11 protein-coding genes are annotated in these 13,887 nt (G+C 62.1%); all 11 read left to right on the top strand.

The annotated features are described in order from the left end of the window. Positions 1 to 25 precede the first annotated feature (25 nt). Entirely contained in the window at positions 26 to 1,789 is a 1,764-nt protein-coding gene (locus tag ACRAWE_RS20100; RefSeq protein WP_019455066.1) for a peptidoglycan glycosyltransferase FtsI, read from the top strand. Further along, a complete protein-coding gene (murE, locus tag ACRAWE_RS20105) occupies positions 1,776 to 3,263 on the top strand; it encodes a UDP-N-acetylmuramoyl-L-alanyl-D-glutamate--2,6-diaminopimelate ligase (RefSeq protein WP_063918153.1) in 1,488 nt (495 codons plus the stop codon). The genes ACRAWE_RS20100 and murE overlap by 14 nt, the downstream gene beginning before the upstream one ends. Continuing rightward, positions 3,260 to 4,621, top strand: a complete 1,362-nt coding sequence (gene murF / locus ACRAWE_RS20110) for a UDP-N-acetylmuramoyl-tripeptide--D-alanyl-D-alanine ligase (protein WP_432525806.1) — start codon at positions 3,260 to 3,262, stop codon at positions 4,619 to 4,621. Before murE ends, murF begins: the two co-directional genes overlap by 4 nt. After that, a complete protein-coding gene (mraY, locus tag ACRAWE_RS20115) occupies positions 4,615 to 5,697 on the top strand; it encodes a phospho-N-acetylmuramoyl-pentapeptide-transferase (RefSeq protein WP_004932782.1) in 1,083 nt (360 codons plus the stop codon). The genes murF and mraY overlap by 7 nt, the downstream gene beginning before the upstream one ends. A 2-nt stretch (positions 5,698 to 5,699) precedes the next feature. Further along, positions 5,700 to 7,019 (top strand): UDP-N-acetylmuramoyl-L-alanine--D-glutamate ligase, encoded by a 1,320-nt coding sequence (gene murD / locus ACRAWE_RS20120; RefSeq protein ID WP_025159641.1) that lies wholly within the window; start codon positions 5,700 to 5,702, stop codon positions 7,017 to 7,019. Beyond that, positions 7,016 to 8,218, top strand: coding sequence for a cell division protein FtsW (gene ftsW / locus ACRAWE_RS20125; RefSeq protein ID WP_063918156.1), 1,203 nt, complete (start codon positions 7,016 to 7,018; stop codon positions 8,216 to 8,218). Before murD ends, ftsW begins: the two co-directional genes overlap by 4 nt. A 3-nt stretch (positions 8,219 to 8,221) precedes the next feature. Next, positions 8,222 to 9,286: an undecaprenyldiphospho-muramoylpentapeptide beta-N-acetylglucosaminyltransferase gene (gene murG, locus ACRAWE_RS20130; protein ID WP_211129893.1), complete on the top strand. Its 1,065-nt coding sequence runs from the start codon at positions 8,222 to 8,224 to the stop codon at positions 9,284 to 9,286. An 84-nt stretch (positions 9,287 to 9,370) separates the two neighbouring features. Then, a complete protein-coding gene (murC, locus tag ACRAWE_RS20135) occupies positions 9,371 to 10,846 on the top strand; it encodes a UDP-N-acetylmuramate--L-alanine ligase (protein WP_063918157.1) in 1,476 nt (491 codons plus the stop codon). Then, on the top strand, positions 10,839 to 11,759 hold the full coding sequence (locus ACRAWE_RS20140) for a D-alanine--D-alanine ligase (protein ID WP_019455073.1): 921 nt from the start codon (positions 10,839 to 10,841) through the stop codon (positions 11,757 to 11,759). Before murC ends, ACRAWE_RS20140 begins: the two co-directional genes overlap by 8 nt. Position 11,760: 1 nt before the next feature. Next, entirely contained in the window at positions 11,761 to 12,612 is an 852-nt protein-coding gene (ftsQ, locus tag ACRAWE_RS20145) for a cell division protein FtsQ (RefSeq protein ID WP_019455074.1), read from the top strand. Further along, a complete protein-coding gene (ftsA, locus tag ACRAWE_RS20150; protein WP_004932758.1) occupies positions 12,609 to 13,865 on the top strand; it encodes a cell division protein FtsA in 1,257 nt (418 codons plus the stop codon). Before ftsQ ends, ftsA begins: the two co-directional genes overlap by 4 nt. Positions 13,866 to 13,887: the final 22 nt, after the last annotated feature.

The raw sequence follows: 13,887 nt of genomic DNA on the forward strand, positions 1-13,887 counted from the left end.
ATGACACGGAGTAGAAAGGAAACGCATGAAAGCAGCGCGCCCCGGTAAGATGAGACGCCAGGAAGATCAGGCCAGCTTTGTCAGCTGGCGTTTTGCGTTGCTGTGCGGCTGTATTTTGCTGGCGATGGTCGGTCTGATGCTGCGCGTCGCTTACCTGCAGGTCATCAATCCCGATCGCTTGGTGAAAGAAGGCGACATGCGTTCGCTGCGCGTGCAGGAAGTGCCGACCGCGCGCGGCATGATCAGCGATCGCGCCGGCCGCCCGTTGGCGGTCAGCGTGCCGGTCAATGCGGTGTGGGCCGATCCGAAAGAGCTGAACGAGCGCGGCGGCATCACGCTGGACAGCCGTTGGAAAGCGCTTTCCGATGCGCTGAACATCCCGCTGGACCAACTCTCCAACCGTATCAACGCCAACCCGAAAGGGCGCTTCGTTTATCTGGCTCGCCAGGTTAACCCGGCGATCGGCGACTACATCCACAAACTCAAGCTGCCGGGCATCTACCTGCGGCAGGAATCGCGCCGTTACTACCCGGCGGGGCAGGTGACGTCGCATATCATCGGCGTGACCAACATCGACGGACAAGGCATTGAAGGCGTCGAGAAGAGCTTCGACCGCTGGCTGACCGGGCAACCGGGCGAGAGAACGGTGCGCAAGGACCGCTTCGGCCGCGTGATCGAAGATATCTCCTCCGTCGACAGCCAGGCGGCGCACAACCTGGTGCTGAGCGTCGATGAGCGCCTGCAGGCTCTGGTGTATCGCGAGCTGAACAACGCCGTGGCGTTCAACAAGGCCGAATCGGGCACCGCGGTGCTGATCGATGTGAACACCGGCGAAGTGCTGGCGATGGCCAACAGCCCGTCTTACAACCCGAACAACATGGCCGGTACGCCGAAAGAGACCATGCGTAACCGCGCTATCACCGATATTTTTGAACCCGGTTCAACCGTGAAGCCGATGGTGGTGATGACCGCGCTGCAAAACGGCGTGGTGCGAGAAAACAGCGTGCTGAACACCATCCCGTACCGCATTCAGGGCCACGAAATCAAAGACGTGGCGCGGTACTCGGAGCTGTCATTGACCGGGATCTTGCAGAAGTCGAGTAACGTCGGTGTTTCAAAGCTGGCGTTAGCGATGCCGTCCTCAGCGTTAGTAGATACTTACTCTCGCTTTGGGCTGGGAAAAGCGACCAATTTGGGGCTGGTCGGAGAAAGCAGTGGCATATACCCAAAAAAACAACGGTGGTCTGACATAGAGAGGGCCACCTTCTCTTTCGGCTACGGGCTGATGGTAACTCCGTTACAGTTGGCGCGAGTCTATGCAACGATCGGCAGCCTGGGCGTGTATCGCCCATTGTCGATCACCAAGGTTGACCCTCCGGTCGCCGGCGAACGCGTTTTCCCTGAACCTCTGGTGCGCACCGTGGTGCACATGATGGAAAGCGTGGCCTTGCCGGGCGGCGGCGGCGTGAAAGCCGCCATCAAGGGATACCGTATCGCCATCAAGACCGGTACCGCGAAAAAAGTGGGCCCGGACGGCAAATACGTCAACCGATACATCGCTTATACCGCCGGCGTTGCGCCGGCAAGTAACCCCCGTTTTGCCCTGGTGGTCGTCATCAACGACCCGCAGGGTGGGAAGTACTATGGTGGCGCAATCTCCGCGCCGGTGTTCGGCGCGATCATGGGCGGCGTATTGCGCACCATGAACGTCGAGCCTGACGCGTTGCCTACCGGTGACAAAAGCGAATTAGTGATTAACAAGAAAGAGGGTTCAGGTGGCAGATCGTAATTTGCGCGACTTACTCGCCCCGTGGGTGCCGACGGCACCCGGGCGCGCGCTGCGGGAAATGACATTAGACAGCCGTGTGGCGGCTGCCGGGGATCTGTTTGTCGCCGTTGTCGGCCATCAAACGGATGGGCGCCGCTATATTCCGCAGGCCATCGCGCAGGGCGTCGCCGCTGTGATCGCCGAGGCTGACGGTCAGGCCGAAGACGGCGCCATCGTTGAGATGCACGGCGTGCCGGTGATCTACCTGAGCCAATTGAACCAGCGACTTTCCGCGCTGGCCGGGCGTTTTTACCACCAGCCGGGCGAGCGCCTGCGCCTGGTCGGCGTGACCGGCACCAACGGCAAAACCACCACCACGCAGCTGCTGGCGCAGTGGAGCCAACTGCTGGGCGAAACCAGCGCGGTGATGGGCACCGTCGGCAACGGCCTGCTGGGCCAGGTGTGTCCGACCGAGAATACCACCGGTTCTGCGGTGGATGTTCAACACGTATTAAACGATTTGGCGGAACAGGGCGCGACCTTCGCCGCCATGGAAGTTTCTTCCCACGGTTTGGTGCAACACCGGGTGGCGGCGCTGCCGTTCGCTGCGGCGGTCTTCACCAACCTGAGCCGCGATCACCTGGATTACCACGGTGATATGGCCAATTACGAAGCGGCCAAATGGTCGCTGTTCGCCGCCCACAACGTGGGGCAGGCGATCATCAACGCCGACGATGAAGTCGGTCAGCGCTGGCTGGGCAAATTGCCGGATGCGGTAGCGGTGACGATGCAGGACAACCTGCAGCCGGGCTGCCACGGCCGCTGGTTGAAAACCACGGCGGTCGACTATCACGACAACGGTGCGACTATTCGTTTCAGCTCCAGCTGGGGCGACGGCGAGATTGAAAGCCGCCTGATGGGCGCTTTCAACGTCAGCAACCTGCTGTTGGCGCTGGCGACGTTGCTGTCGCTGGGCTATCCGCTGGCGGCGCTGGTGGAAGCCGGCAACCGTCTGCAGCCGGTCTGCGGCCGCATGGAAGTGTTCAACGCGCCGGGCAAACCGACGGTAGTGGTGGATTACGCCCACACGCCGGATGCGCTGGAGAAAGCGTTGGAAGCCGCGCGCCTGCACTGTCAGGGGCAATTGTGGTGCGTCTTCGGTTGCGGCGGCGATCGCGACAAGGGCAAGCGCCCGCTGATGGGCGGTATCGCCGAGCAGTTCGCGGATCGCGTGGTGATCACCGATGACAACCCGCGCACCGAAGAGCCGCGCGCGATCATCAACGACATCCTGACCGGATTGCTGGACGCCGGGCAGGCGTTGGTGATCCACGGCCGCGCCGAAGCGGTGACCAGCGCCATCATGCAGGCGCAGGAGCAGGATGTGGTGTTGGTAGCGGGCAAAGGCCACGAAGATTATCAGCTGGTGGGCAACCGCCGCCTGGATTACTCCGACCGCACGACGGTCGCCCGACTGCTGGGGGTGCTGGCATGATCCCTGTCTCTCTTCAGACACTGGCTGAGGTATTGAGCGCTGAACTGGTGGGCGCCGATTGCCAAATTGTCGAGGTGACGACAGACACCCGCAAGGTGACCGCCGGTTGCCTGTTTGTGGCGCTGAAAGGCGAGCGTTTCGATGCGCACGACTTCGCGGCGGATGCCGTAGCCGCAGGCGCCGGGGCGCTGCTGGTCAGTAAGCGCTTATCAGTGGACGCGCCGCAGCTGGTGGTGAAAGACACCCGTGTGGCGCTGGGCCAGCTTGGCGCCTGGGTGCGTCAGCAGGTGCCGGCGCGCGTGGTTGCGCTGACCGGTTCCTCGGGCAAGACGTCGGTGAAAGAAATGACCGCCGCCATTCTGCGTGAATGCGGCGAAGTGCTGCATACCGCCGGCAACTTCAATAACGATATCGGCGTGCCGCTGACGCTGTTGCGTCTGGAGCCGCAGCATGATTTTGCCGTGATAGAGCTGGGCGCTAACCACATTGGCGAAATTGCTTACACCACCGCATTGACGCGTCCGCAGACCGCTTTGGTGAACAACCTGGCGGCTGCGCACCTAGAAGGCTTCGGCTCGCTGGCCGGCGTCGCCCAGGCGAAAGGTGAAATCTTTACCGGCCTGCCGGCCGACGGCGTGGCGATCATCAACGCCGATAACAATGACTGGCCGCACTGGCAGAGCATGCTGGACGGCAAAACCGTCTGGCGCTTCTCACCGCAGGCCGCCGAAGGCGTGGACTTCTTCGCGGACGAGGTGCGGGTGAACGGCGCAGGCACGCAGTTCACGCTGCACAGCCCGTTCGGCAGCGCCGAGATCGCACTGCCGCTGCCGGGGCGCCACAACGTGGCCAACGCGTTGGCGGCCACGGCGCTGGCGATGTCGGTAGGCGCCACTCTGGAAGCGGTGCGTCAGGGGTTAAAACAATTGCAGGCGGTGCCGGGACGTTTGTTCCCGGTGGCGCTGGCCGAAGGCAAGCTGCTGCTGGACGACAGCTATAACGCCAACGTCGGGTCGATGACCGCGGCGGCGCAGGTGCTGGCGGAAATGCCGGGCTACCGCGTGATGGTGGTCGGCGATATGGCCGAGCTGGGCGCAGAAGCGGAAGAGTGCCACCGTCAGGTGGGCGAAGCCGCCCGTCTGGCCGGAGTCGACAAAGTCATCAGCGTCGGCGGTTTGAGCCGCGTACTGAGCGAAGCCTCCGGCAACGGCGAACATTATCAGGACAAGACAGCAGTGATCGCGCGCGTGGCGGAATTACTGTCGGAACATGCGGTCATCACCGTGTTAATCAAAGGTTCACGTAGTGCCGCAATGGAGCAGGTAGTACGCGCGTTACAGGAGAAAGCACCATGTTAGTTTGGCTGGCCGAGCATTTGGTCAAATATTACTCAGGCTTCAACGTCTTTTCTTACCTGACGTTCCGAGCCATTGTCAGCCTGCTGACCGCGCTGTTCCTGTCGCTGTGGATGGGCCCGCGGGTGATCAAGCGTCTGCAAGAAATGTCCTTCGGCCAGGTGGTGCGCAACGACGGCCCCGAGTCGCACTTCAGCAAGCGCGGCACGCCGACCATGGGCGGCATCATGATCCTGACCTCCATCACCATTTCGGTGCTGATGTGGGCTTACCCGTCCAACCCCTATGTCTGGTGCGTACTGTTCGTGCTGGTGGGTTACGGTATCGTCGGTTTCGTCGACGACTACCGCAAGGTGGTACGTAAGGACACCAAGGGGCTGATCGCCCGTTGGAAGTATTTCTGGCAGTCGGTGATTGCGCTGATCGTCGCATTCGCCATGTACGCCGTAGGAAAAGACACGCCAGCCACCGAGCTGGTTGTGCCGTTCTTTAAGGACGTGATGCCGCAGCTGGGCCTGCTGTACATCCTGCTGGCCTATTTCGTCATCGTCGGCACCAGCAACGCGGTCAACCTGACCGACGGTCTGGATGGCCTGGCGATCATGCCGACGGTATTCGTGGCGGCCGGTTTTGCGCTGGTGGCCTGGGCGACCGGCAACATGAACTTCGCCAACTACCTGCATATCCCGTATCTGCGTCATGCCGGTGAATTGGTGATCGTGTGTACCGCCATCGTCGGCGCCGGCCTCGGGTTCCTGTGGTTCAACACTTACCCGGCCCAGGTGTTTATGGGCGACGTCGGTTCGCTGGCGCTGGGCGGCGCGCTGGGCACCATTGCGGTGCTGCTGCGCCAGGAGTTCTTGTTGGTGATCATGGGCGGCGTGTTCGTGGTAGAGACGCTGTCGGTGATCCTGCAGGTGGGATCGTTCAAGCTGCGCGGGCAACGCATTTTCCGCATGGCGCCGATTCACCACCACTATGAATTGAAAGGCTGGCCGGAACCGCGCGTGATCGTGCGCTTCTGGATCATTTCGCTGATGCTGGTGCTGATTGGCCTGGCAACGCTGAAGGTGCGTTAATCATGGCAGACTATCAGGGTAGAAAAGTCGTCATCATCGGGTTGGGCCTCACTGGCCTGTCCTGTGTCGATTTCTTCATGGCGCGCGGCGTGACGCCGCGCGTGATGGATACCCGTATCGCGCCGCCAGGGTTGGACAAACTGCCTGAAAGCGTGGAGCGCCATCTGGGCGATCTGAATCAGGACTGGCTGCTGGCGGCGGATCTGATCGTCGCCAGCCCGGGCGTCGCGTTGGCGACTCCGGCATTGAGCGCTGCGGCGGATGCCGGCGTGGAGATCGTCGGCGACGTCGAGCTGTTCTGCCGTGAGGCGCAGGCGCCGATCGTGGCGATCACCGGCTCGAACGGCAAAAGCACCGTCACCACCCTGGTGGGCGAGATGGCGAAGGCCGCCGGTTGGGCGGTAGGCGTGGGCGGCAATATCGGCCTGCCGGCGCTGAGCCTGTTGCGCCAGGAATGCCAGCTGTATGTGCTGGAGCTGTCCAGCTTCCAGCTGGAAACGACGTATAGCCTGCGGGCGGCGGCGGCGACCATTCTGAACGTGACCGAAGACCATATGGATCGCTATCCGTTCGGCCTGCAGCAGTACCGCGGCGCCAAGCTGCGCGTTTATGAAAACGCCGCAGTGTGCGTGGTGAACGCGGACGACGCGCTGACCATGCCGGTGCGCGGCGCCGACGAGCGCTGCGTGAGCTTCGGCGCGGATGTGGGCGACTATCACCTGAACCGTCAGCAGGGGGAAACCTGGCTGCGGGTGCGCGGTGAGAAGGTGTTGAATACGCGCGAGATGAAGCTGACCGGCCGCCACAATTACACCAACGCTCTGGCGGCGCTGGCGCTGGCGGATGCGGTCAACATTCCGCGCGCGTCCAGCCTGAAGGCGCTGACCACCTTCACCGGCCTGGCGCACCGCTTCCAGCTGGCCTGGGAGCACAACGGCGTGCGTTGGATCAACGATTCCAAAGCCACCAACGTCGGCAGCACCGAAGCGGCGCTGAACGGCCTGCAGGTGGACGGTACGCTGCATCTGCTGCTGGGTGGCGACGGCAAGTCCGCCGATTTCTCGCCGCTGGCGCGTTATCTGCAGGGCGACAACGTGCGTCTGTACTGCTTTGGCCGCGACGGCGCCCAGCTGGCGCAGCTGCGGCCGGAAGTGGCGACGCTGACCGAGACTATGGAGCAGGCGATGCGCGCCATCGCCGGCCACGTACAGCCCGGCGATATGGTGTTGCTGTCGCCGGCCTGCGCCAGCCTCGATCAGTTCCGTAATTTTGAAGTGCGCGGCGACGAGTTCGCCCGCCTGGCGCAGGAGCTTGGCGGATGAAACTACGCTTGCCGAACTTCGGGCTGACTGAACGGCTGAAAGACTGGGTGACCGGCGCGCGCGACAACGACGCGGTCAACATGGTGCTGTACGACCGCACCCTGCTGTGGCTGACCTTCGGGTTGGCGATCATCGGCTTCGTGATGGTGACCTCGGCGTCGATGCCGATCGGCCAACGCCTGGCGGACGATCCGTTCCTGTTCGCCAAACGTGATGCGCTGTATCTCGGCCTGGCGTTCGGCCTGTCGCTGGTGACGCTGCGCGTCCCGATGGAAGTTTGGCAGCGCTACAGCAACATTATGTTGCTGATGTCGATAGTGATGCTGCTGATCGTACTGGTGGTGGGGAGCTCGGTGAACGGGGCATCGCGCTGGATTGCGCTCGGCCCGTTGCGTATTCAGCCGGCGGAGCTGTCCAAGCTGTCGCTGTTCTGCTACCTGGCGAGCTACCTGGTGCGCAAGGTGGAAGAGGTGCGCAGCAACTTCTGGGGCTTCTGTAAGCCGATGGGCGTGATGGTGGTGTTGGCGGTGCTGCTGCTGGCGCAACCGGACCTCGGCACCGTAGTGGTGCTGTTCATCACCACGCTGGCGATGCTGTTCCTGGCCGGCGCGAAAATGTGGCAGTTCCTGGCGATCATCGGTTCCGGCGTGTTCGCCGTGGTGCTGCTGATCATCGCGGAACCGTACCGTATGCGCCGCGTGACCTCGTTCTGGAACCCGTGGGCTGACCCGTTCGGCAGCGGCTACCAGCTGACCCAGTCGCTGATGGCGTTTGGCCGCGGCGAGTTCTGGGGACAGGGGCTCGGCAACTCGGTGCAGAAACTGGAGTATTTGCCGGAAGCACACACCGACTTCATCTTCTCCATTTTGGGGGAAGAACTGGGCTATATCGGTGTGGTTTTAGCCCTGTTAATGGTATTCTTCGTCGCTTTTCGCGCGATGTCCATCGGGCGCCGCGCGTTGGAGATCGACCAGCGCTTCTCCGGCTTCCTGGCCTGTGCGATCGGCGTATGGTTCAGTTTCCAGGCGCTGGTTAACGTCGGCGCCGCCGCGGGTATGCTGCCGACCAAAGGTCTGACGCTGCCGCTGATCAGTTACGGCGGTTCGAGCCTGCTGATTATGTCGACGGCCATCGTGCTGTTGCTGCGAATTGATTATGAAACGCGCCTGACCAAGGCTCAGGCGTTTGTGAAGAGGTAAGGGATGAGCGGGAAACCTAAGCGTTTAATGGTGATGGCAGGCGGTACCGGCGGGCACGTGTTCCCGGGGCTGGCGGTCGCGCATCATCTGATGGCGCAGGGCTGGCAGGTGCGCTGGCTCGGAACCGCAGACCGAATGGAAGCCGATCTGGTGCCGAAGCACGGGATCGAGATTGATTTTATCCGGATCTCCGGCCTGCGCGGCAAAGGCCTGAAGGCCCAACTGACCGCGCCATTGCGTATCTGGCAGGCGGTGCGCCAGGCGAAAGCCATCATGCGTAGCTATCAGCCGGATGTGGTGCTGGGGATGGGCGGTTACGTTTCCGGCCCCGGTGGCCTGGCGGCCTGGCAGTGTGGCATCCCGGTGGTATTGCACGAGCAGAACGGCATTGCCGGCCTGACCAACCGCTGGTTGGCGCGCATCGCCGCCAAAGTTATGCAGGCCTTCCCCGGCGCGTTCCCGAACGCCGAGGTGGTGGGCAACCCGGTGCGTACCGACGTGCTGGCGCTGCCGTTGCCGGCGGAGCGGTTGCAAGGGCGCGAAGGCGCGATCCGCGTGCTGGTCATTGGCGGAAGTCAGGGCGCACGCGTGCTGAATCAGACAGTTCCTGAAGTCGCGGCGCGTTTGGGCGATAGAATTACGCTCTGGCATCAGGTGGGCAAGGGCGCGCTGGAAACGGTGCAGCGTGACTACGAAAGGGTAGGGCAGACGCAGCACAAGGTGACCGAGTTCATCGACGACATGGCTGCCGCCTATGCCTGGGCCGACGTGGTGGTCTGCCGTTCCGGCGCGTTGACCGTCAGCGAAATCGCGGCGGCGGGGCTGCCGGCGATCTTCGTGCCGTTCATGCATAAAGATCGTCAGCAGTACTGGAACGCGCGTCCGCTGGAACAAGCCGGCGCGGCGAAGATTATCGAACAGCCGCAGTTCAACGCCGATGTGGTGGCCGAACTGCTGGCGAGCTGGGATCGCAAGACGCTGCTGGCCATGGCCGAGAAAGCGCGCGCGGTCGCCATTCCTGACGCCACCGAGCGCGTGGCGGCGGAGCTGGTGCGGCTCGCCAAGTAACGAGTGCAGGGGTTCGGTGCGCCGAACCTGAATAAAAGCAATGTGATGTAGGGCCGGGATACCGGGTCCGGATTAGAGAGAGTGATGAATACACAACAACTGGCGAAACTACGTACTATCGTGCCCGAGATGCGTCGCGTCCGGCACATTCACTTTGTCGGCATCGGTGGCGCCGGCATGGGTGGTATCGCCGAAGTGTTGGCAAACGAAGGGTATCAGATCAGCGGCTCCGACCTGGCGCCGAATCCGGTCACCCAACAGCTGAGCGCGCTCGGGGCGACGATTTACTTCAATCACCGCCCGGAAAACGTGCTGGATGCGAGCGTGGTGGTGGTTTCTACCGCCATCTCCGCCGACAACCCGGAGATCGTCGCCGCTCGTGAAGCGCGCATCCCGGTGATCCGCCGCGCTGAAATGCTGGCGGAGCTGATGCGTTTTCGTCACGGCATCGCTATTGCCGGCACGCATGGCAAAACCACCACCACGGCGATGGTCTCGAGCATTTATGCCGAAGCCCGCCTGGACCCGACCTTCGTCAACGGCGGGCTGGTGAAGGCGGCGGGCACCCACGCGCGACTGGGGTCCAGCCGTTATCTGATCGCGGAAGCGGATGAGAGCGATGCGTCGTTCCTGCATCTGCAGCCGATGGTGGCCGTGGTCACCAACATCGAAGCCGACCATATGGACACGTACCAGGGCGACTTCGAGAACCTGAAACAGACGTTTATCAATTTCTTGCACAACCTGCCGTTCTACGGCCGCGCGGTGATGTGCATCGACGATCCGGTAGTGCGTGAGCTGTTGCCGCGCGTGGGTCGCCATATCACCACCTACGGCTTCAGTGAAGATGCCGATGTGCGCATCGAAGACTACCGGCAGATTGGGCCGCAGGGGCACTTTACCCTGAGCCGTCAGGACAAGCCGTTGCTGACGGTAACGCTGAACGCGCCGGGCCGCCACAATGCGTTGAACGCGGCGGCGGCGGTGGCGGTAGCGACCGAAGAAGGCATCGACGACGCAGACATTCTGCGCGCGCTGGCGGGGTTCCAGGGCACCGGGCGCCGCTTCGACTTCCTCGGCGAGTTCCCGCTGGAGCCGGTCAACGGCAAAGCGGGCAGCGCGATGCTGGTGGACGATTACGGCCACCATCCGACCGAAGTGGACGCCACGCTGAAAGCGGCGCGCGCCGGTTGGCCGGACAAGCGTCTGGTGATGATCTTCCAGCCGCACCGCTATACGCGTACCCGCGACCTGTATGACGATTTCGCCAACGTGCTGTCGCAGGTGGATGTGCTGCTGATGCTCGACGTGTACGCCGCCGGCGAAGCGCCGATCCCTGGCGCGGACAGCCGTTCGCTGTGCCGCACCATCCGCAGCCGTGGCAAGCTGGATCCGATTCTGGTTTCCGATGCCGACACCGTGCCGGAAACGCTGGCGCAGCTGCTGCAGGATGAAGATTTGGTGCTGGTGCAAGGCGCCGGCAACGTGGGCAAAATCGCGCGTAAACTGGCTGAGCTGAAGCTGCAGCCGCCGAAGAAAGAGGAGGAGCACCATGGCTGATAAAGTTGCAGTTCTGCTGGGCGGCACCTCCGCTGAGCGTGACGTTTCCCTGCAATCCGGCGCCGCCGTGCTGGCCGGGTTGCGCGAAGCCGGTATCGATGCGCACGGCGTCGATACCCGCGATTTCCCGGTGACCCAGTTGAAAGAGCAGGGATTCACCAAAGTGTTTATCGCGCTGCACGGCCGCGGCGGCGAGGATGGCACCCTGCAAGGGCTGCTGGAGTTCCTCGAGCTGCCTTATACCGGCAGCGGCGTAATGGCCTCGGCGCTGACCATGGACAAATGGCGCACCAAGATGGTGTGGCAGTCGATGGGCTTACCGGTGGCGCCTTACGTGGCGTTGAATCGCCAGCAGTACCTTGGCGCCGATAAAGCGGCGCTGCTGACGCGCGTGGCGGATCTCGGCCTGCCGCTGATCGTCAAGCCGAGCCGCGAAGGCTCCAGCGTCGGCATGAGCAAGGTCACCGAGAGCGCCGCGTTGGAAGCCGCGTTGGAAGAGGCCTTCCGCCATGACGACGACGTGCTGGTGGAGAAGTGGCTGAGCGGCCCGGAATACACCGTAGCGATGCTGGGCGACCAGGTGCTGCCGTCGATCCGCATCCAGCCGGCCGGCGTGTTTTACGACTACCAGGCCAAGTATATTTCGGACGACACGCAGTACTTCTGCCCGAGCGGTTTGAGCGCCGAGCAGGAAGCCGAGATGGCAGCGTTGGCGCTGCGCGCTTACCGCGGTCTGGACTGCAGCGGCTGGGGCCGCGTCGACGTGATGCAAGACAGCGATGGCAGCTTCTATCTGCTTGAGGTGAACACCTCTCCGGGCATGACCAGTCATAGCCTGGTGCCGATGGCGGCGCGCCAGTTTGGATTAAGCTTCTCGCAGTTGGTGGCGAGAATTTTGGAGTTGGCCGACTGATATGTCGCAAGCTGCCCTGAATGCGCGCGATCGCGAGGTGGATAACGGCCCGCGCCGCAGCAATGGAACCCAGTTGGCGGGGATGATTTTCCTGCTGATGGTGTTGGGAACGGTCGTGTGGAGCGGTTGGGCGGTGCTTGGCTGGATGAAAGACGCCAGTCGCCTGCCGCTCTCAAGGCTGGTGGTGACCGGCGAACGCCATTACACCACCAACGATGATATTCGTCAGGCGATCCTGGCGCTGGGCGCGCCCGGCACCTTCATGACGCAGGATGTGGACGTTATCCAGCAGCAGATCGAACGTCTGCCGTGGATCAAGCAGGCCAGCGTGCGCAAACAATGGCCGGATGAGCTGAAGATCCATCTGGTGGAGTACGTCCCGGTGGCGCGCTGGAACGATTTGCACATGGTGGACGCCGAAGGCAAAGCGTTCAGCGTGCCGGCGGAGCGGGCAGGCAAACAGAAGTTGCCGCTGCTCTACGGGCCGGAAGGGAGCGAGCAGGATGTGCTGGACGGCTATCGGGCGATGAGCGCCACGTTGGCGGCCAGCAAATATACGCTGAAAATGGCGGCGATGACCGCGCGCCATTCCTGGCAGCTGGCGCTGGACAACGATGTCCGGCTTGAGCTGGGGCGCGATGACCGCAACGGGCGTTTGCAGCGGTTTATCGAGCTTTACCCGGTATTGCAGCAGCAGGGCCAGGCGGAGAGCAAGCGTGTCAGCTATGTCGATCTGCGCTACGAGTCCGGCGCTTCGGTAGGGTGGGCTCCGGTGTTGGTCGATCCGCAGGCGCTTGGCGGTCAGCAAAACAGTAATCAGCAACAGAATCAGGCACAGGCAAAACAACAATGATCAAGTCGACGGACAGAAAACTGGTAGTTGGACTGGAGATCGGTACTGCAAAAGTCTCCGCGTTGGTAGGGGAAGTTCTGCCCGATGGCATGGTCAACATTATCGGGGTGGGCAGCTGCCCGTCTCGCGGCATGGATAAGGGCGGCGTAAACGACCTGGAGTCGGTGGTGAAGTGCGTGCAGCGCGCCATCGATCAGGCCGAGCTGATGGCGGACTGCCAGATCTCTTCGGTGTACCTGGCGCTGTCGGGCAAACACATCAGCTGCCAGAACGAAATCGGCATGGTGCCTATTTCGGAAGAGGAAGTGACGCAGGACGACGTGGAGAATGTGGTGCACACCGCCAAATCGGTGCGCGTGCGCGACGAACACCGTATCCTGCACGTGATTCCTCAGGAATACGCCATCGATTATCAGGAAGGCATCAAAAACCCGGTTGGGCTGTCCGGCGTGCGCATGCAGGCCAAGGTGCATCTGATTACCTGCCATAACGATATGGCGAAGAACATCGTCAAGGCCGTGGAACGTTGCGGCCTGAAAGTTGACCAACTTATTTTCGCCGGTCTGGCCGCGAGTTACGCGGTGCTGACCGAAGATGAACGCGAACTCGGCGTTTGCGTGGTGGATATCGGCGGCGGCACCATGGATATGGCGGTGTACACCGGCGGTGCGCTGCGCCACACCAAAGTGATCCCTTACGCCGGGAACGTGGTCACCAGCGATATCGCTTACGCCTTCGGCACGCCGCCGACCGACGCGGAAGCGATTAAAGTTCGACACGGCTGTGCGCTTGGGTCGATTGTTAGCAAGGATGAGAATGTAGAGGTGCCTAGCGTCGGGGGACGTCCTCCGCGCAGTCTGCAAAGACAGACGCTGGCTGAAGTCATTGAGCCACGCTACACCGAACTGTTGAATCTGGTTAACGATGAAATTTTGCAATTGCAGGAGCAACTGCGTCAGCAAGGGGTGAAGCATCATCTGGCGGCAGGTATCGTGCTGACCGGTGGTGCCGCCCAGATTGATGGCCTGGCAGCCTGTGCGCAACGGGTGTTCCACACTCAGGTACGCATCGGCCAACCCTTGAACATCACGGGTCTGACGGATTATGCGCAGGAGCCTTACTACTCAACGGCGGTAGGTCTGCTGCACTATGGAAAAGAGTCTCACCTGAGCGGTGAGACAGAAGTAGAAAAACGCGCCTCGGTGGGCAATTGGTTTAAACGCATCAATAGCTGGCTGAGAAAAGAGTTTTAATGTTTCAACAAAGAGATCATGC

Source organism: Serratia sp. BFP-2025 (assembly GCF_050880365.1).
Lineage (GTDB): Bacteria > Pseudomonadota > Gammaproteobacteria > Enterobacterales > Enterobacteriaceae > Serratia > Serratia surfactantfaciens.